General features: G+C 34.9%; 17 protein-coding genes. All 17 read right to left on the bottom strand.

Translation table 11 applies throughout. The annotated features are described in order from the left end of the window. Positions 1-241: 241 nt before the first annotated feature. On the bottom strand, positions 242-871 hold the full coding sequence (locus RYO55_RS00365) for a hypothetical protein (RefSeq protein WP_314983629.1): 630 nt from the start codon (positions 869-871) through the stop codon (positions 242-244). Between the two features lies 1 nt (position 872). Then, the gene (locus RYO55_RS00360; RefSeq protein ID WP_303929636.1) at positions 873-2,018 is read right to left on the bottom strand and encodes an ATP/GTP-binding protein; all 1,146 of its coding nucleotides are present in this window, start codon (positions 2,016-2,018) and stop codon (positions 873-875) included. Between the two features lie 198 nt (positions 2,019-2,216). Continuing rightward, positions 2,217-3,698, bottom strand: a complete 1,482-nt coding sequence (rfaE2, locus tag RYO55_RS00355) for a D-glycero-beta-D-manno-heptose 1-phosphate adenylyltransferase (protein WP_314983627.1) — start codon at positions 3,696-3,698, stop codon at positions 2,217-2,219. Next, positions 3,691-4,251, bottom strand: coding sequence for a D-sedoheptulose 7-phosphate isomerase (gene gmhA / locus RYO55_RS00350; protein ID WP_123138272.1), 561 nt, complete (start codon positions 4,249-4,251; stop codon positions 3,691-3,693). The genes rfaE2 and gmhA overlap by 8 nt, the downstream gene beginning before the upstream one ends. 74 nt (positions 4,252-4,325) lie before the next feature. Continuing rightward, entirely contained in the window at positions 4,326-5,390 is a 1,065-nt protein-coding gene (locus RYO55_RS00345) for an acyltransferase (protein WP_314983626.1), read from the bottom strand. Positions 5,391-5,445: 55 nt separating this feature from the next. Further along, the gene (locus tag RYO55_RS00340; RefSeq protein WP_314983625.1) at positions 5,446-6,516 is read right to left on the bottom strand and encodes a glycosyltransferase family 9 protein; all 1,071 of its coding nucleotides are present in this window, start codon (positions 6,514-6,516) and stop codon (positions 5,446-5,448) included. Beyond that, entirely contained in the window at positions 6,497-7,633 is a 1,137-nt protein-coding gene (locus RYO55_RS00335) for a glycosyltransferase family 1 protein (protein WP_314983624.1), read from the bottom strand. The genes RYO55_RS00340 and RYO55_RS00335 overlap by 20 nt, the downstream gene beginning before the upstream one ends. Positions 7,634-7,636: 3 nt before the next feature. Then, positions 7,637-9,037, bottom strand: a complete 1,401-nt coding sequence (wzx, locus tag RYO55_RS00330; RefSeq protein WP_314983623.1) for an O-unit flippase-like protein — start codon at positions 9,035-9,037, stop codon at positions 7,637-7,639. A 3-nt stretch (positions 9,038-9,040) separates the two neighbouring features. After that, positions 9,041-10,369, bottom strand: a complete 1,329-nt coding sequence (locus tag RYO55_RS00325; protein ID WP_314983621.1) for an O-antigen polymerase — start codon at positions 10,367-10,369, stop codon at positions 9,041-9,043. 25 nt (positions 10,370-10,394) lie between these two features. Further along, positions 10,395-11,444, bottom strand: coding sequence for a glycosyltransferase family 9 protein (locus RYO55_RS00320; protein ID WP_314983620.1), 1,050 nt, complete (start codon positions 11,442-11,444; stop codon positions 10,395-10,397). 40 nt (positions 11,445-11,484) lie between these two features. After that, positions 11,485-12,924 carry an undecaprenyl-phosphate galactose phosphotransferase WbaP gene (gene wbaP, locus RYO55_RS00315; protein ID WP_314983619.1) on the bottom strand — a complete coding sequence of 480 codons (1,440 nt, stop codon included), beginning with the start codon at positions 12,922-12,924 and terminating at the stop codon, positions 11,485-11,487. Between the two features lie 247 nt (positions 12,925-13,171). Then, positions 13,172-14,350 (bottom strand): O-antigen ligase family protein, encoded by a 1,179-nt coding sequence (locus RYO55_RS00310; RefSeq protein ID WP_314983618.1) that lies wholly within the window; start codon positions 14,348-14,350, stop codon positions 13,172-13,174. Positions 14,351-14,396: 46 nt separating this feature from the next. Continuing rightward, positions 14,397-15,617 (bottom strand): glycosyltransferase, encoded by a 1,221-nt coding sequence (locus RYO55_RS00305; protein WP_314983617.1) that lies wholly within the window; start codon positions 15,615-15,617, stop codon positions 14,397-14,399. A gap of 9 nt (positions 15,618-15,626) precedes the next feature. Continuing rightward, positions 15,627-16,565, bottom strand: coding sequence for a DUF535 family protein (locus RYO55_RS00300; RefSeq protein WP_314983616.1), 939 nt, complete (start codon positions 16,563-16,565; stop codon positions 15,627-15,629). A 13-nt stretch (positions 16,566-16,578) separates the two neighbouring features. Continuing rightward, a complete protein-coding gene (locus tag RYO55_RS00295; protein ID WP_302498587.1) occupies positions 16,579-17,337 on the bottom strand; it encodes a glycosyltransferase family 2 protein in 759 nt (252 codons plus the stop codon). Between the two features lie 15 nt (positions 17,338-17,352). Continuing rightward, positions 17,353-18,321 (bottom strand): glycosyltransferase, encoded by a 969-nt coding sequence (locus RYO55_RS00290; protein ID WP_308521135.1) that lies wholly within the window; start codon positions 18,319-18,321, stop codon positions 17,353-17,355. Positions 18,322-18,460: 139 nt separating this feature from the next. Then, complete coding sequence (locus tag RYO55_RS00285) at positions 18,461-20,491, bottom strand: LTA synthase family protein (RefSeq protein WP_314983613.1); 2,031 nt, start codon at positions 20,489-20,491, stop codon at positions 18,461-18,463. Between the last annotated feature and the right edge of the window lie 20 nt (positions 20,492-20,511).

Raw genomic sequence — 20,511 nt, 5'->3', positions numbered from 1 at the left:
ATTACAAATTCCACATCATACAATTATAATGGCTTACACAATATCGTCATATAATCCCAGTTTATAATTGATTACCTATTATACATATTATATCACTTATAATTGAAGTCACCCGTAAAGTGGGTGATTTTATAATTCGCGACTACGTCATGAACCAGTCTGAAAACAATAATGAAAAAGAGGATAGTTATTCTAATATAAACAACTATCCTCTTAATTCATTAAAAATACGTTATTTCAATTATTGATTAAGCATTTGTATATAAACTAGGAGTTCTGTTAAATTACTCTGTCTTAATTCTAAATAATCACTTTGCAATGTATAATTCACTCCTGGTTTAGGTTTTCGATAATACACTTTATCACTATTAACCAATTTTACTGCAGTATCAAAATTACCATTATGTGCTCTTAAAAAAGTATTTACAAAGTCACCTTTTCTATACCCAATCGATACTAAATCAGCCTTTGTATAGCTCTCTTGACCTATTAAACAGGCAATCCAGTATTCTATATCTGGATTAGATAGAAAAATGGTATTTTGATTATTCAATTTATGAAGATAAGTAATAAGACCATTTAACAAATGATACCCATTGGAAGTTTTTCTTGTTTGCGGATCTGGCTGTGCTTTATCTAAATCTGCAACAACCAAAAATACCTTATATAATTTTTCATTGCTTTCAATGTAATTTTTAAATTTGCCATATCCAGCACCATCAATTGAAACAATCTCAATATTAGGGATATGACCTAATAAATCCTCTATATATGTACTTTCAGTTGGACCTTCACAAACGATTAATATTTTTAAACTCGTCTTAATATTTTTAGCCAATCGTTTTCTTACAACCTTTTTAGAGCTAGCCATATTAAATTACCTCAAATGAACCTTGTAAAAATTCCAGTGCTAAACGCTTTTTATTAGTTCTCAATTGAAAATCTGCTAAAGAATTAACAACCGTAGATAATGAATGATCTTTTGAAACAATATATATTTGTTGTGGTGCAAATAAAGATAAATCAAATAACTCTAAATTATGAGATGTTACAATTAATTGACCTTTTCTATTCTTAGAGGAATTAATAATTTCATTAAATAGTAAGATAAGGGATTTTGTGCTAATAGAAGCGTCAAGTTCATCTACTAAAATTGTCTTACCTAGATGTACCTCTAACAAATTAATTAATAAGAAAACGATTCTCTTAATTCCCTTGGACTCAAATGCTAAAAGAAATCTTACAGGCTGCTGGTTATCATCTAGTCGTACAATCTTGACATCATAATTAATCGTATCTGAATCATCAGAAATACGCTCTTCAAACTCGATATCTTTAATAGTAGGATCAACCTGTCTCAAAATCTGTATCGCTAACTCTTTATTATTTTGAATTAACTCTCTACGTTTATTAGAAAATGTTATATTAAACCATTTAACATCAGAATTCAAAAACATATCTGTTACTACAGAAATATTATTAACAGTAGTAACGAACTCATTATATATATCAGTTATAAAATCTTTTAATTTCGATAAAAGTGTTGAAGTGGATTCTCGAGAGTAAATATCTTGTATCTTCTCATCTAGTGATAAACTATATAATCTATTATCAGAAAATTTAAAAATAATATCTTGATTCTTAATAAGCTCTTCATATATTATTTGTTCATTTTTATTGACCTTAATTTTATACTCGAAACTATTACCTTCATCAGACTCAACTATTATTTCAAAAAAAATAGTATCAGATAAACGATTAAAAACTCTTTCATTTTTAATTGGCATCCCTGTAGAAATTATTTGTTGTAAACCTAATAAAGCATATAGAATATTAGTTTTACCCACAGCATTATTACCAAAAATAACACTAGATTTAGTAGGTCTATTTACACTAGATAAGATATAATTTTGCTCATATTTTGTTGATATAATTTTTTGTCCCTTAAAAGCAGAAAATGTAAGTTCTTGAAGTTGATCAATTGATGCAAATCCAGCAACTGCAAAATTAATTAACATATCACAACCTCCTTTTCCCCATTATATCACCGAAAATAATCTTAATCAAAAAAATGGTTTATCTTCTCGAATTAAGTAAATGAGGGTTTCTATATAATAATTAAATAATTTAATTGTAGATTTGGATACGGTTCAATTTCATGTTGCAATTTAAGACATCTTTTACATGCATAACATCTCATATTTAACTAGGAATTATCATAATTTATTGTCTTTTACTAAATTAGCAATTTTATTTACCACATTAGTGGTTGAGTATCCATCTTTAAAAGATAGAATTTGTACTGAGTCTACAAATTCACGTCCAATTACTTCGTCTACTTTATAGTCTCCACCCTTAACAAGTATGTTAGGTCGAATAGTTTTTAATAATTGGAATGGAGTATCTTCATCAAAAAGTACAACACCATCTACACAACCCAAAGCACTCAATAAATAAGCCCTATCTTCTCCCTCTACTAAAGGACGAGTTTCCCCTTTAAGGCGCCTTACGGAAGCATCAGAGTTTAAGCCTATAATAAGTCGATCACCTAGTTGAGCTGCTTCTTGCAAGTACGTAATATGCCCTCTATGAAGAATATCAAAGCATCCATTAGTAAAAACAACTGTATCTCCTTGATCTTGCCATTGTTGAACTAAAGTCTTCATTTCTTCCCAAGAATAGAGTGACTTTTCTATAGATTTTCCTTCTTGAAGAGACATCCACAAGTCAATTAATTCTTGTCGATGGATAGGATAAGTACCCACTTTAGATACTACGATACCAGCTGCTCCATTAGCTACATGAAGAGCTGTCCGCATAGAAAGATTAGCCGCGATAGAGCAAATCATCGTAGCCACAACTGTATCACCAGCACCAGATACATCAAAAACATCTTGTTGAGTAGCTGGATTATGCCAAATTCGGCCATCTCTAGCAATAACAGAAATCCCTTTTTCAGATCTAGTAGCAATAATATATTGAATATTATTAGTATCTAGAGCCTCTTTAGCTGCAGTCACTATATTATCATCATCATTTCTAATAAAGTAACCAACTCGTTCAGATAACTCCTTCACATTAGGAGTAATAAAGGTAGCCCCATCATACTTATTCCACTGAGCTCCCTTAGGATCAACAATAGTCGGTATCATATATTGATTAGCCAAGTTGAAAATTTGTCTTAAAAGAGTGTCTGTACAAACCCCTTTTCCATAATCAGAGATAACAATTCCATCTAATCCTTTTTGGCAGAGAATAGTCAGCCAACGAATGAGTGCCTCCTCTTCTTGCGTGTCAACATCTCGAACTGTCTCAAAGTCTAGCCGCATCATTTGTTGACGAGCACCTAAAATTCGCATCTTAGTTATGGTAGATCTTTCGTTAGAAATCACTACACCACTTTTATCAATACCATTAGAATCTAATAAGTCTTGTAAAAGGTTTCCATGGGTATCTTGTCCCGCTACTCCACCGACATATACATGGATATCCAAATTGGCAAGATTCGCAGCAACATTTGCGGCCCCACCAAGGACTTCTTTCATCTGTTTTACTCGATTCACAGGGACTGGAGCTTCTGGAGATATACGACTTACGTCACCAAAAACATAACGATCTACCATTAGATCGCCAATGACAGCTATACGAAGATTAGGCAGACTATCATGTAAGAACTTATTAATAGTTTTCTTAATCATAATCTTCCTCAACAATTTCACAGATAATATGCCCTACCATTATATGCATTTCTTGAATTCGGGCCGTAGTCTTAGACGGAACAGCTATCACGGCATCACAAAGAGCACCAAGTTTACCGCCACCTTCACCAGTAAATGCAACTGTTTTTAGACCTTTCTGTCTTGCTAGTTCTGTGGCCTTAACCACGTTCTTAGAATTTCCTGATGTAGAAATGCCTATTAATACATCTCCAGCCTGTCCCAAACCAGCTACTTGACGAGAAAAGACATCATCATAAGAATAGTCATTTGCTACCGCTGTCAAAATAGAAGTATCTGTTGTAAGAGCAATAGCAGGTAAAGACTCTCGTTCTTTTACAAACCGTCCTACCAATTCAGCTGCCAAATGTTGAGCATCAGCAGCTGATCCCCCATTACCACAGAAAAGAATTTTATGTCCTTTATCAAGAGCATTCTTACATATATCCGCAACTACTCGAATCTCTTCAATATAATTACGCATCTTCGTATGAGTATCTAAATGATCATCAAATCTTTGTGTAATAATATCCATAAGTAATGCCTCCTATTTATATAATGAACTAATATTAATGCTAAAAAGCATATTAATTCCCTAAACAATAAATCCTATATAATCTCTTTACTTTTAAGCCACGTGTTTAACCGTCCCGCCAGCGATTTTACTAATGGATCCATTGGCCGTTCTACAAGGTAAATACGTATCTTATCAATAAGTACACAGGTTATAAAAACAAGTAATACTATCGCTATTAACCATAAAGGGAAAAACCATTGAGTATAAACATAAGAGTCATCTAGTAGGCTAAGGAATATCCAATTTTGCAAACGCCCTATATGGAGAAGATATACACTAAATACAGATGTAGAGAAAAAGGTAATTATCTTTCCACAAAATGGTCGTATATCCTTAAAACCTAAAAAGAAAAATAACGCTGTCAATAATTCAGTAAATTTATAGGTTGGCCATACTAGAGCAAATATATCTATGCTTTTACCAAAAGACTGATTTACATAAGCTATGCCCCAAATTGATCCCGTTACTAGTATCATCAATATAAAACCATACAATAAATACTTAAGATGACCCTGTATAGAGTAAATTTTAATATATGAACCAAGCGTATATAAGAATATAAATAACAATATATGGTTATAAGTATCCATCCAAAAATTTCGTGTTATGGTTGGTATAATACTAAATACAAGTAAACCTAGAACTATAAAAGCTCGATGCTTGTTACGTGACATCTCCTTCAATAATGGATTTAAGAAAGGCACCAATAGCATAAGAATTAAATAGGATGAAATAAACCAATATTCATTATAGGTAATTGGCAATAACATCATTATAATACTTTTTACACTTACATCGGTAACTCCTATTTTAAAGGCTATAAGACCACATATAATAGAGTAAAAAAGTGTTTGTAGCCATAATTTAATAACACGACGACTATCAAACTCTTTCATACATAACAGATAGCCACCAATTATTACAAAGGCGCAATTTCCTATAGCCCCACCCAGCCTTGCAAAAGCAAGAGTCAGCCAATTTCCTGTAATAGGCATAGAACTATTAATAGATATAACACCATGATCTGACATATGAAATGCTATGATCAATAACATACAGACTATACGAAATAGTTCAATCCCCAAATTCCTATTCATATATTTCCCCATATAACTAATATAATCTAATAATTATATAATTAAACTACACAGATTATAATCTCTTATTATTCTCATAATCTAATACCTGATACACAGTATCCATCACTTGTTGTGGAGTAATTTCTGTTAAACAACGACGATGTTTGCAATGAATATAGTTATCCGTTCCATAACAGTACTTGCAATCCACATCATGTTCTACAAAGTAACTGCATGTTGAAAATACACCATGATTTTCAGGGTTTGTAGGACCAAATATTGATATAGTCGGTACCGATAAGGCCCCCGCTATATGTTGCATTCCCGTATCAATACCTATAGAACAGGTACATCGTTTAATAGCTGCTATGCTTTGTTTAATACTACATTTTCCCACTAAATTTATAACATGTGGTAACTTTAAAAACTCGGTTAGCTCTTCTAATAAGGGTATCTCTTGAGGTCCTCCAATTAGTACAATTTGATTTCCATCTTTCAACAATAGTTCTAGAAGATTATGCATTCGAGTAATCCCCCAAGCCCTAGGAAAAACACGACCCGTTCGTAACCAACGATTAGTAAGGGATGGATCTGCATTACCAATACATAAACCAATAATAGGTCTTGATTGGTCTAAACCATCAAAATAATGACATATGGATTTATCACTATCAATATCTACATATAACTGTGGTCTTAATTCATCACTAACCTCTAAACCTAAAGTCCTAACATTAGCTTCTACAAAATGTATATCATAGTCAAATTTATTAGTGCCCGAAGCTTGAAAACCTATATGTTGTTTTACCCCACATAATTTCATAAAAAGCTGTGATTTTTTGACAGGAGTAATAGCTGCACTAATACCAAGATCAAATTTCTGTTTACGTAAATAATCTATAGTTTTTAAAGTATTAATTATAGATTTATAAATATCAATAACTATGATTTCGTCTACCAAAATATGCGATGATTCAATAATATCACGACCAGCATTCATCTTACACAATACTGTAAGCTTGGCATTAGGAAATAAATAACGTACCCCTTTCAATAAAGCTAATGAACATACTGTATCGCCTAATCCATGCATGACTTCCACTAAGATATGTAATTGATTAGAACTAGTTTTTACTATATGCACAATAGAGCTCCTCTAATCGCTTTGCCTCTAATCGAATGTTATAGCCTTTAGTATTGATACTATCATTAATATTAGAACGATCATATACTTCAGTCTGCTGACTGTTAATCTTATTATATATTCGTTCAGTCTCAGTCGCCCAAGAAGTCATATCATCATCGGTAATACCTATACGTTTTGCTAAAGAATCATCTATAACTGCCTCATCAGTAACAAATTTACTCATTAGCAATGGTAAATTTGTTGCCTGTGATTCAACCGCAACTACTGCCAATCCTTCATACCAGGATGGTAAATAAAATATATCAAACAAGCTATATAATCTATATACATCATTTCGCAAACCTAAATAGGTAACGGAATCTGCTATACCTAATGTTTCAATTTGATTCAAAATCGTTTCACGTAATGGGCCATCGCCTACGAGAACAAGATGTGCTGTAGGTATTCGCTTTAATACATAACTAAAAAGTCGTACTAAATACTCATGATTTTTTTGATACATAAAACGTCCCACATGCCCAATGATAAACTTGCCCTCTAAGTTTAATTCTTCACGTAAAGTTTCTCGGTATTCTTCATTGTATTGGAAACGCTCAATGTCTACAGCATTATTAATAATATGTACTCCTGTTTCAGCGCCATATAACCAACGCGCCACAAGACGACCACAAGCAAAATGATAATTAGACACAAATGTTGAGAATGGGCGTAATACAAGTTTCATAATATTACGTTTTGTTTCACTTTTAACAGTTGTACTATGACCATGTAAAATGCGAACCTTAGCACCTGCTAGCCATGCAGGACCTAGTGAAAACACTCCCAATGTCGTCATATGGCAATGAACAATGTTATACTTATGTTTTTTTACTATATTATAAACACCTTGCATAAAACCAAATATATTTTTAGAGTACGATGGTACTTTATAAACTTTACCACCCATAGGCTCAACTATATCTGTAATATCTATGATATTGTCATCATGTACAATAAAGTCAAATTGTACCTTTGAACGATCTATATGTTTATAATAATTCATCACAACGGATTCTACTCCGCCACCAGCTACGATACCAATGACTTGCAAAACCCGTATTGGTTCTGTGTTCATAATTTACCTCTTAACTTTACTAAGAGCACTTTCAATACCTTTCACAATAGATTCTATCCAACTCATCTCCATTTCCTTATGCGCCTTATAGAGCCAGTACCAACTGTTATACATCAATTGAGATAAAATTATACCACCAAGTAACCCTAAAACACTAAGATCGAAAAATTCCATAAATACAAGAGATAGCACAAGACCTATTGCAGAAGATAGAATGAAGCTTTTTACATAGATAATACGATTAGTACATGAGAAATAAGATGTATAACAATTCCGATAGTAAATAACAAATTGCATAATACTTGCGCCCCAAAGAACTGTATCAGAAATAACAAAATTGGACTTAATCATATTTAATATTGGCAGTCCAACAAGCCATAAAACAAATATACCAATCCAATAGATTACAATAAATAACGTCACCGAAAAAGAAAATAATTCTCTTAAACGAGACTGATCCTTATTGATATATGCATTTTGAAAGGCCGGTTGGTATGTATTATATAGTGTACTAGCAACAACAGCTACTGCAGTAGTCAGTTGAATAGCAATGGAATACATACCAGTTTGTGCCAAACTTAAATAGAATGATGAAATAATAATAGTTGCTTGAGTTGATATATAATTAGATATAGATACAATCCCATCTCGCCACGCATTATACCAAATAGTTCGGAATATATCTGCTGTAGATGTAGCAACAAGATTTGTAGTAGATCTCAATTTCTCACCAATATGCTCATATTTATAAAAATATCTATGCCCAAAGAGTTTAAATCCAAGACCATATATAAGATAGCCTATACTCGCCCCAATAATACCAAAGCCCAATAAAAGTAAAATAATCGTAAAGACCATTTGCAATAAACGAGCATAAACAATACTTTTATTAGCCAATGTAATAGCACCTACACCTCGAAGAAATGAGATATAGTAGCTATAATAAAGATTTAAAAAAATTCCAAACCCATACGCTGCCCATGCGATATAGGCTTCCCAGCGAGAACTCGAACCAACTAAGCTACCTATATAATACATGCCTAAAGTGTACATTAACACTAAAGCACTACCACCTAAGATAGCATAAATCGATTGACAAGCTTTAAGGACAGCTTTTAATAGGGAAAAGTTAACTTCTTTTGATTCAGAAAAAGCAACATGCTTTGCTTTAAGTTCTTGAGCACCACTCCAACAATACGTTATATTACGAGCAAAAGTAATGGAAAAACCAAAATCAAATAGTAAAGCAATGGATCCTATACTAATAAATACATACCATAGTCCCACCATATCAGGTGTAAAGAAATAGATATAAAGTGGCAATAATAAAAGATTTACTGCCATCGTGAGAGCCATACTTCCATAAGACCATAGAACATCTCTTTTTTTGATGGAAATATTCATAATCTACCTCTTTGGTTGCTTTATCTTTACCCGATAACCTACATAAATAAATAGACCTATTAAACCAACAATAACAAATTGAGAAAATGCTAATAATGCACGGATACGATCATCATAGCCTGCCCATACAAGCGATACAAGTTCAGTAAGAAAAATAGCTGTCCAAACATGAGTCCAAATATTGCCATTAGAGCGACGTTGTAAGTATTCATAGGCTAATGAAAATAATGCAGTCACTATAATACTCATAATGATAACACCCAAAATACCAAAGTCTTCATACCAACGCCCAAATAAAGATAATGTATTGCCAAATTTATCAAATTCATGATAAGCCATTCGTGCTGATTCTGGTAACAAGCCAAAATTAATCAATTTATCATATACATCTGCAAAACTAGATTGTCCGAAATAAGTAGTACGTGCTGGCTCCCATATATGAATATTCAACGCATAAATACCACCAGCTAATAATTCAGTGACCCGTTGTAATGTTACATTATTACCATCATGACGACCTACTAATATACCATAAAGAATATATAAAAATGGGCTAATTATTGTAATAGGAATGAGTTTAAATAAAAATCTTTTAATTTGATCAAAATATTGCTCTTTTACCATAAGAAATAGATACGTTAAAATCATAAAGATAAATATTTCTATAGCTGGTTGACGTGCGCCCATAGCAATAGAACTACCAATACAGAAAAAAATAACTATTGTAAGAAGACCCGTTCCTTTAAAAATAGGCTTATTTAAAATAACACCATTATATATAGCTACATAAGCCGACACATATGTTATAGCCCATGCAATCTTATAAAATTGAGAGTTAATAAATACAAATCGTGTATCATTTGGATGTAATTGAGGATATAAAATAATATCTCTATATTGAGTCATACGACTAGCATCACTATCACCAGTCGTATTAATGAATACACAGAATAAAGAAAACAAAATAAAAAATATCATATACATAGATATGTATTTATATCGCACAGGAAGTTTTACTATCCCCACTAAAGGATAGCAATTACTATCAAAATTATACTCAATAGATGTTGGGTCTCCCCAATTAAGTTTAGCCCATCTCTGCACACTATAACCAGTGCCTAAAATAGCTCCTCCACCAAGAGCTATTACTATAAAGGTATAGAAGTAAAGGTCTGTTCCCATTTCATATCTATACCAGTACCCCAAAGCAATAACAATCGTTAAAGATACCAATGTAATCATTGTAGGGGATATTATAGGCAATTTAAACTTCTTATATCCTAATATTACAAATATTACATACGATACTAGTAATAATAAATAACAATCCATTAATTCTTCCTATCTCTCTATTTTTCTATCTCTCAAAAATATGTAATATATAATCTAATACAGCCGCTACTGAGATTCCTTGCATACATTTATTATTAGTACATGTATAGGATTGATCATAGCCTAAACACGGTGAACATCCTATGGCATGATGAATAATCTCACTATATGGACCGAATGGCTTTACAATAATTGGATCTGTACACCCAAAAAGTGTTAACGTAGCAGTTCCTTGTATAGCGGCTGCATGAATAAGCCCTGTATCTACACCAACAACAAGATCTGCTTCTCGTACCACTTGAAAACTCTCTTTAATAGAATGTTTTCCTATAAAACTAACAATACGTGAATCTAATTCATCATGATAAGGTTCAATCATACCTTGTTCCATTGAACCACCAATAAGGACAACCTCATAACCTCGTTGAACAAGTTTATTGCCGAGTTCAACCCAATTCTTAGTTGGCCATGACTTAAGACTTAATGCATAAGGATTATGTAATTTTTCATTCGCTACATGACCTGAGCCTATACAAAATACGATAGATGGATGGTTAATTACGATTGGTTTTAATGCAGGATTCTTATCAAGAGAATAAGATTCACGGTGCATAACTATTCGTTCAAAGCCTAATTGTTCAAGAATATCATTTTCCAAATTATATATATAGTAACTCTCAGGACGAATAATCTCTTTATCATAAGTAGCCCCATTATAGGGATTATGAGCACCTATCGTAGTTTTACAACAAAATTTAATAATTTTGCTTGGCCATGACGACATGTATTTAGAGTTCAAATGCTCGAGCACAATACCATAATCATAACTATGATAACCTGCTTTCAACAAAAACATTAAAGAATGAAATGGTTCATTCTTGGTATAGTAGTAACAATGACGAATATCCCCTTGTAATTCCACCATCGTTTTATTCAAATTAATGCGTCTCTTTTCGCTGCATGTGAATATATCAATAACAGCTGTTGGATCTTGCGATTTAATACTCTGAATGAGTGGCATGGCAATAACAAAATCACCGATGCCATGCGCAATATAAATAAGATATGTATTCATATGACTTCCTATGAGGTACATGGTTATGGTAAAAGCTTAATTAATAAGCACCTTTAGACTTCACCACAGCCAATACTGTTTTTAATAAGTACACTATATCAATCCATACAGACCAATTATGCACATACCAAGAATCCATGAAAACTCGTTCTTCATAGGTGGTATCACTGCGACCACTTACCTGCCAAACGCCAGTAATTCCTGGTGGTACAAGGTAAAAGTCATTTATATAATCGCCATATTTTACAATTTCATCTCGAACAATAGGTCTTGGCCCTACGAGGCTCATGTCTCCAATGAGAACATTCCATAACTGTGGCAATTCATCAAGACTTGTTTTTCGAAGGAATTTTCCGATTCTTGTAACGCGAGGATCATCCTTTAATTTAAAATCTCGTTCCCATTCTTCACGAGCAGCTGGATTATCTTTTAGATATTGCTCCAAAGCCTCTTGTGCATTTGGTACCATAGATCGGAATTTATAACAAGAAAATGATTTCCCACCTTGACCAACACGTTTATGTCCAAATACGATAGGTCCTGGAGAGTCCAAGTAAATCAATATAGCAATGATAGCGAGAATCGGTAAAATCAAAATACCGCCACATACGGTAGCTACAATATCAAAAATACGTTTAAAAATACGGTTAGACTTGCGCGCTAGGTTATTTTGTACACGCAATATGACGGCTTGTTCTTCCATCATGCCACGAGCACTGATATTACTAGTAGGTAAACCAAATAATTCAGGTACAAATGCTACTCGTTTTACCAATAATTGTAATCGATTAATCAAGGATACTAATCTTTTAGACTCAAGTCCGGGAGCACAAATAAGTACAGTTTGAACTCCTGTATCTTTAATAACGCTTTCTACATCTTTAAAGGCGCCAAGGCATGGATATTCTTTAGCGATAGATGATGATTTAGGATTATCATCTACATAACCAATAATCTTATAGGTAGTAATCGGCATACGCTCTAAAGATCTCTGTACAAGTTCCGCTGTCTTTCCCGCCCCAACAAGAAGAATTGGAATTGTTAGATATCCTGTTTTTGAAAGTATTTTTCCTACAATAAAACGCTCGCTAAAAATAAATACGAGCATACATATATAAGCAAAAGCAACAAATAAACGAGACACATCATTAATTACATGGCCTGTATACATGAGGACAATCGATACGACAACTCCTATGGTAATGCTACGAAATAAATTTTTCATCGTATCCCAATAAGGTGTTACCACAGAATAGGCATTATTAAGCAGCAAAATAGTTAAAAATACGATAGGCACAACACCATATACGTAAATTTCTTCTACCTTAAAATTTGAACTTACCGGTAAAATTGATAAGTTTAAACGCAAATAATAGGCTGCTAATGTCCCCAAAACAATAGCAATATAATCTGCTATAAGCACTATGAGCTTACTAATAAATAACTTTTTATTATTGTTATTACAGATAGAACTATTCATACTAATACCCCAAATTATAAAAAAAGATTGTTTTCTCAATATATTTTCAAGAAAACAACCTCTCTATCATACGAATACAATGTACCAATATTTACATATATTGTATCATATTTAAATATGTAAAACTATAAAAAACATAGATTTCACCTATCTTTTATGTAGTTATTTATTATCTAAGTCTATTTGAATCCTACTTAATTGTCTATTAAATGGTAGTTAAATGCTTTTCAATACCGCTATATGATTATCAATTATCTCGCAATTGAAGCATCGTAGCTAATATAAAATACATAATACGTATTCCAGACGAATTATCTAAAGTATACTCCACTTGACCAAATACAAATACATAACAAATAACAGCAATCATAGCACAGAGGCTATAAGGATCTCGATTCTTAAACCAAACCACAAAATTATCAACAACAATAGATCCATAAAAGATGAGAACCCCTAATAAACCTAAAAGGCCTACTTCACCAAGAAGTTGAATAAAATTATTGTGTGCATGATATAAATGTTGATTTTCCGTTGGTAATCGATAGGATGCTTCATATATAGTACGCCATTGACCTATACCTACACCTGTCACAGGATGGTCTTTAAACATATTAATAGACGATGTCCACACATCAAAGCGGCCTAGGTTGGAACCATCTGTAGTCGTATTCGTAATGGACTCAAACCTAGCTACATATTGTGGTTGTGTACTAAATCCCCATACAACTCCACCTAATGCAGCAAGAACAACGACTACATAAATGAATCGTTTTAATATATATGGTAAGGATACGATAGGCACCATAATCATACTAAAAAGCCAAGATCCTCTACTTTGATTGCCATACATACCAAAGCCAACACAGCCTAGTGCCCATAAAGCAGATACTTTCACATAGTTAGGAAAGGCTGAATCTAATAAAATGACGCAGAAAATAGGCACTAGCATAACCATGAGGCCCGATATGGTCAACACACTACTACCAAATCCCCATCCTCTATCGGTCATTCCTGAAACATGTTGATAAAAGGCTACTAAATTATCGATACCAAAATCCACAAAAAATACGGCAAGCATCGTAAATAATGTTTTCTTATCACGAATACATAGGGCGATAACAAAAAACACAGGAATCCGCCACAACCAAACATTGATAAATTCAGGTAATCCTACAGCTATATTGTTCGTTAATACTGCAGAAGGTAATAACAATAACAACATTAGAGCAAATGTTTTACTATATTTTTTAACATAGGATGGAATATATAGGTCATGCCTATGTTTCCAAATATAGAAAATACTTAACAAAATAGCAATAACATAAAATACTTGACCAGCTGCCATGGATAGCCTTGTAAAGCATGCCATCAACGTAATCATAATGGCAATCCATGATTCTAGTCTTACACTTGATAATACACCCATGTTCATTCTCCCTTACATATAAACTACAAACCTTACATAGTACCCCTTATACATGTATGATGGATTTAATTAATGCACGGTGACTGTAGTCCTCATTTGCATCTATTAACCCCTGATTATATTGCTCTTTATGATGCTGTAAATTCTCTACAAACTCTTGAATCCCCTGTCTGATGGAATGTACATCATCTAAATTTAAAAACTCCCCAATAGAATACTGTTCTAATACCTCTGGATTGATCTCTGGAGATATAAGAACAGGCTTGTGAAAGCCAATAGCAGTGAACAACATAGCCGCCCAGTGATAGCGATATCGCTCCGCTCCATACGGCAATAATAAAGCACCTACACTCAATAAGGCTGTATCCCAGTCTTTTCCAATCAGACTGGCATGGATGAACTTAATATTATTATACTGGCTATATTTTTTGATGATAGACTCAAATAAAGCCCCATCTTCAGGCTTTACCGTTGCCCCTTGAACGACGAGTTGTACCGAATCATCATAATTCAGTGATACAAAGGCATCTATAAAGCGCTCAATATTTTTCTCTTTTCTAAACTGACCAAAGAAACCTAATTTTATCGGTTTATTTGCTGATATAGAGGTTTCCAAATTAGCACCTATACAAGTTGTAGAATTCGGAACTTTTTGGTCTTCTATATTAACATTATCTTGCGTATCACTATTCTTTTGTTCTCCGCTCAATTCACTAGATGGCAAGAACACAGGAGGCAAGATTTTACGAACTCTCGGTAAATCAGGGCGCAACATATCATCGCGCAAAGAGATAACATCGAGGTACACGTTTCTATACGCATTAGCACGATGAGCTTGCTTAATAAAGCGATCCATCTCTCCCTTGCCAATGCCATGGAAGATAACATGTACTGCTGCCTTACTGTCCTTTAACGGCGTGTCTAACAAAGCTTTAATATAGCGATATGTCCCCGTCGGAATGATTAAAGCATCTATATTATATTCTTTAATTTTTTCTGCTGCTGATATGAACCAACTACGGCGACGGCGTTCTCGTAAAATGGATAAAAACGGCTTCTTCCACTTAGACGCTCCCGCATAGGTCACTACCTCTCCACCTTCCAAGTACACTATATCTACTCCATAATCTACTTTAAAAGGAAAGTTTTCCGGCACGAATAGTACTGGCTCATGACCTTGACGCTTTAATTCGTTGATGAGGATGCGATCAAACTCCACCTCATGACCAGCAGGCATGACAATACTTTCTAAAATTGCTACGCGCATAGCACACCTCTAGGCCTTTACGTACGGTTTTATGTTTTCTTGAATCATAGTTTCATACTCATCTAAAAGAGCATAGCGATTGCGATATTGGCTACGTTTTTGTGATTTAATCTCTTCCATAGGTTTGCGTTCTTCTTCAAGTGGAATAGTAAAATAATTTGGATCAGATTCCAATACGGTACCACCGATATCCTCCCACAAGGTATCTAATATAGCCACCTTTGATTTATTACCGCGCACCATATGTGAATTTGCATAGAAGCCTTCATCAGATACAGCAAGTATGGATTCTACTTGCGCAGCATGAGCGATTTCACGAATCAAGAAGGTAATAAAGTTCTTCGGACGGTAACCATACATCTTTTTCGTAATCTTCTTAGCTCGCTCAAGACCATCTTTATAACCTTGAATAGTACCGATAACAAGAGTTCTCTCTCCGTTATGGCCTTTAGCAAAGCGAATATTTGCATGGTATACGCCCTTATCTTCGAGCAAGAGCATAACCGTCAAGAAGCCTTCCTTACGTTGTCCCGGCTCGTAATATAGATGAGCCGACATATCGAGCTCATCGGAACTCCAAAGAGTAATACCTCGTTTTTTATCGAAATAATCAAACTCCGCTTCGTCTACATACATGAGCTGAACCGCTTCATCCGTAAACACCTCTTGTAATATGGTGAAATGCTGACGAAGAGCTTCCAAACGCCATTGTGGCGTAGAGTTCTTAATCAAAAACATACGGCTCATCAATTCATAGAGACTGGGATGTTTTTGCAACAGCTTTGGATCTGGAGTATAAGATTTAAAGAAGTTTTCAAATTCCGTAACCGTTGAGTCATGACGACAAGAGCGCATTGTATGTAAGAAGGTTCGTCTCGTTTCACGCCATGTGCGCTTGCCATATATAGTACGGCCTATATGCCAATGTTTTCCAAAATTGCCTAACATAATGTTCCCTCTATTACAATTTTCCCTTGGATTTTAGTAAATAGTAAAACTTTACATATTTAGTCATCGTGTAAAAGTAGTGATTAACGGACAAAATAAAACCCATCTTCCCATCGAGAATACCGCCTTGTAAGAAGTACACCTTGATGAAAGCCCAGGTAGGGCGCAGAATTATATCCTTGATAAAAGAACAGCTTTTACCATTATCACGATATTTTTCAGCAGATAATGTGGTATAATTATTGAATTTATTGAAATATTGATGCCAATTATCGTAAGTATAATGGTACATCGGATGTTGTAATTTTTCTGTTGGATACGGCGTAATAATCGCAGGATGCACGTAGCCTTCTACATAGCTACCCTCTTTAGGCATGAGGCGAAGCACATAGTCTGGACGCAATACACCATGTGTAGCGTGGTTATGATGGAATTTATTGCGCCGTTGAATCCAATACGCTTTATTAGGTTCGTTTACAACGATAGCTTGAATTTCTTTCGCTAGAGGCTCAGAAATGCGCTCATCCGCATCAAGGAATAAGATCCAATCGGATTTCGCTTGTTCAATGCCAAAGGTTTGTTGCGCACCCCAATCACCATTCATAGCGTGTTGTACAACACGAGCACCCATTTCTTCAGCGATTTTTACAGTATTATCGGTACTGAAATCATCGATAACCAAAACTTCATCGGCAAACTGCACAGACTCAATACAGTCATGAATATTGTGTTCTTCATTTCTCGCTAAGATTATTACAGATACAGTTGCCATAGTTTCACCTTTCACTTACGAACGTACTTGTTTTGCTAAGTACGATAAACGAGCCCCCATTTTATGAATCCAATCGGCACGGCCAAAGGACCATAAAAAGAGCTTATATTTAGAATTTAATAGCTTGTAGGATGCATCATTACGATAAGTTTCAATCATTTTTTTGCACTTATCATAATACACTTGATTACCCGTTGGCTTTGCATAGTAAGCCGTTAAACAGGATAATACGGCTTTCATCAATAAACTATTGCAATCATCAACATATGGTAATTGATGATCTATAGCGTATTGTAAGCGTTCCTCATAGCCGAGCACAAAATCCCATCGAGATTTCGGATCAAAAGAGGTTTGAGTCGTTGAATTAAGATTAAGACGATAGTAATAATAACAATGATTGATGTGACCTACCCGTTTAGTATTGGTGATAAATCGATATGATACAGCTGTGTCCTCAAATTTTCGACCTACAGGAAAACGCACATCATCGATGGCACTACGCTTGTATAATTGACTCCATACAGCAACGAAACAATCGTACATAGCCATTTTTAGCGCTTCATCGCGATTGAAAATTTCTAAAGAACCATCATTACAACCTTCGATAATTTCGCCACCTTTATCTCTAAAAGCAGTGCATTCCAAGATATCTAGGTCATTCTCTTTCAAAATGCGCAACATGTCTTCATACATGTTAGGAGCAATATAGTCATCGGAGTCTACAAAGGCAATATAGTCGCCATTAGCTGCTTCTATTCCCGTATTACGAGCTGCACTGACACCAGCATTTTCTTTATGAATCACCTTGATGCGTTCATCATAGGCTGCATACTGATCGCAAATATCACCACTAGCATCTGTAGAACCATCATTTACTAAAATGATTTCCAAATTCATATATGTTTGGTTTTGAATGGACTCAATACATTCTGCAACATAAGATTCCACATTATAGACGGGTACAATGACCGAAATTAACTCCATTCCATGCTCCTCTTAAACATGCACTAGCCATATAACTAATGATTACATAAGCTTAGTTTTATATACAAACAGCTCAAACTAAGTTATCACTTACTTAATTGAATGAATCGATTCTTTACGCAAATAAACTAAAAAAATGTTATTGAATAGTATTTCCGTGCTTAATACGCCACGCCGCAAGTTCCCGCATGTTTTTAATCATATCCCCATAGGATTGAGGCATGCTCGCACTTTGTTCTAATACTTTTCCATTTTTATCCAGATACAGTCTATGGTTAAAGACAAATTCCTCTTGTATAAATAAGCTTGGTACCATCGCTTCATAGGTTTGACCAGGTCGGCCTATTAATTCCGCCAAGGTTGGAATGATTTGAATGCTCATGCCGAACGCATTAGGCGCAAGCCAATCTTTATGAATGCCGCGACCATAAAAAATAATAGGAATAGTAGATGCCACATTAGGGCCTACTTCACGAGCAAAGTTAAAGCGTTCGCTATGGTCACCTGTAATGACGAAGAGTGCAGAAGGATCTGCTATTTCTTCACGAGCAATAAAATCACCCATTACGTGGTCTGCGTACCAAATATGGCCCATTTCGTTCAATTGCTTATCATTTTCTTCGATAGAATCTGGCAAATGCCCTTTTACCTTATTCACATCGTAGCCTTCCTTACCCACATTGATGCTATACGGTGGATGATTAGAAGTGGTCATGATAACATTGAGAATTTTTTCCCCTCTATGTTGATCCATGTAGGCAGAAATAGCTTTAAATAAATCTTTATCGCCTACACCCCAAGCGTTCCCGTCTTCGCTTGTCATTTCTGAAGCATCGTGAAATTCATCGAAGCCTTGAGATAAAGCAAAGTTCTTAACGTTTTGCCAAGTACTAAAGCCACCATACCAAAATACAGTCTTATAGCCTAGCTTTTTCATAACAGGACCAATACCTAAACCATAAGGCTCTTTGAAACTTTCACCTTCATAGTTAGGATATAACCCTGTGTCAGGCATACCCGTCAACAAACCATTGATGGCCGGCATCGTGCCTGTACCTTGCGCGAGGGCTAGCTGCGTGCTCATCGCTTGAGGGCTGGCAGCATATTTACGACCTTGTTCAACAAGGTACGCACCAGGCTCGTTATATTCAGCGAGGAACGGCCACAAGCCATAGGATTCTCCAAGAACGAGGTTTATGGACTGTGGTTGCTCCGCTAATCGCTGTGTTGTAATGGTTCTGGTGAAAGAACCGTCAAAATTAGTGCCATTAAACTTACCGCCAACGGCAGTGATTTTTTCGTTTAGCTCTTGAGGCGTTAAGTTGATAACCTCAAGCTCAGCCGTCCGTTTAGCAATGCTTTTAACACGATAGAGAGCCTGCACATCGTCGAGGATATTTTCATTCAACAAATTAGAACTTAGGCGCGCTGCACTTTCCCAGTTGATGGAGTTCGTATAGCTGAAAGCACCGCCAAATCTAAAGGATAGACCTAGTACGCCGATAACAATAGTCAGCCCAATGCCCGTCATCCATTGTGTTTTCTTTGTCTTAGGATACCAAGTAGTACAAAGTCGTTGACTATCTGCAGAATCACTATTTCTTAGATTATCCGCATCATTACCATTCCTTAGATCATCAGCATAGTCACTATATTTCTTCGTGCCCCACGCTAGGAAACGAACGAGAAACCAGCAAAGAGCTGCGCTCAATACAACGGCCCCAATGATGTACATGAGGGCATTATATTCGTTGATCGCTGTATTTACAATGGCGCCGATATCATCGTTTTTACCGTTGATGAGCATCGCATTATAAGAGGAGTTAAAGATTTTATAGAACGGAATGCGTCCCAAAAATAAAAAGGTCAATAATACTGTGGCAATGGAGTAAATCACTTGTTTAATGCGCAATGACGGCCATTTAGGTACAAAGGTATGCACCAAAGTGCCCCCTAAAAAGCCCAGTAAACACAAAGAACCGACGGTCTTGAGACTCAATCTAAAGCCTAACCACAAGGATGTGAGGATATTCTCCATCGTCACAGAAGCTAGTTGTGATTGAAATACTGCAAGAAACACGATTCTAAATGCAGTCAACAAAGCAGAGAAAAAGATAAATACCTTAATCTCTGTCTTTATGCCTTCAAATAATCGCTGCCATCGGTTCATTATTAACCCCTAACTGTTGT

The sequence above is a fragment of the uncultured Veillonella sp. genome (assembly GCF_963551295.1).
GTDB lineage: Bacteria > Bacillota > Negativicutes > Veillonellales > Veillonellaceae > Veillonella.
The sequence above is the reverse complement of the archived record's forward strand: the minus strand, read 5'-3'. Positions and strand labels throughout refer to the sequence as shown.

What these genes read in the sequence shown, in the direction of transcription:
- RYO55_RS00365 (WP_314983629.1), bottom strand. Translation starts at nt 871, where the DNA reads ATGGCTAGCTCTAAAAAGGTTGTAAGAAAACGATTGGCTAAAAATATT.
- RYO55_RS00360 (WP_303929636.1), bottom strand. Translation starts at nt 2,018, where the DNA reads ATGTTAATTAATTTTGCAGTTGCTGGATTTGCATCAATTGATCAACTT.
- rfaE2 (WP_314983627.1), bottom strand. Translation starts at nt 3,698, where the DNA reads ATGATTAAGAAAACTATTAATAAGTTCTTACATGATAGTCTGCCTAAT.
- gmhA (WP_123138272.1), bottom strand. Translation starts at nt 4,251, where the DNA reads ATGGATATTATTACACAAAGATTTGATGATCATTTAGATACTCATACG.
- RYO55_RS00345 (WP_314983626.1), bottom strand. Translation starts at nt 5,390, where the DNA reads ATGAATAGGAATTTGGGGATTGAACTATTTCGTATAGTCTGTATGTTA.
- RYO55_RS00335 (WP_314983624.1), bottom strand. Translation starts at nt 7,633, where the DNA reads ATGAACACAGAACCAATACGGGTTTTGCAAGTCATTGGTATCGTAGCT.
- wzx (WP_314983623.1), bottom strand. Translation starts at nt 9,037, where the DNA reads ATGAATATTTCCATCAAAAAAAGAGATGTTCTATGGTCTTATGGAAGT.
- RYO55_RS00325 (WP_314983621.1), bottom strand. Translation starts at nt 10,369, where the DNA reads ATGGATTGTTATTTATTATTACTAGTATCGTATGTAATATTTGTAATA.
- RYO55_RS00320 (WP_314983620.1), bottom strand. Translation starts at nt 11,444, where the DNA reads ATGAATACATATCTTATTTATATTGCGCATGGCATCGGTGATTTTGTT.
- wbaP (WP_314983619.1), bottom strand. Translation starts at nt 12,924, where the DNA reads ATGAATAGTTCTATCTGTAATAACAATAATAAAAAGTTATTTATTAGT.
- RYO55_RS00310 (WP_314983618.1), bottom strand. Translation starts at nt 14,350, where the DNA reads ATGGGTGTATTATCAAGTGTAAGACTAGAATCATGGATTGCCATTATG.
- RYO55_RS00305 (WP_314983617.1), bottom strand. Translation starts at nt 15,617, where the DNA reads ATGCGCGTAGCAATTTTAGAAAGTATTGTCATGCCTGCTGGTCATGAG.
- RYO55_RS00300 (WP_314983616.1), bottom strand. Translation starts at nt 16,565, where the DNA reads ATGTTAGGCAATTTTGGAAAACATTGGCATATAGGCCGTACTATATAT.
- RYO55_RS00295 (WP_302498587.1), bottom strand. Translation starts at nt 17,337, where the DNA reads ATGGCAACTGTATCTGTAATAATCTTAGCGAGAAATGAAGAACACAAT.
- RYO55_RS00290 (WP_308521135.1), bottom strand. Translation starts at nt 18,321, where the DNA reads ATGGAGTTAATTTCGGTCATTGTACCCGTCTATAATGTGGAATCTTAT.
- RYO55_RS00285 (WP_314983613.1), bottom strand. Translation starts at nt 20,491, where the DNA reads ATGAACCGATGGCAGCGATTATTTGAAGGCATAAAGACAGAGATTAAG.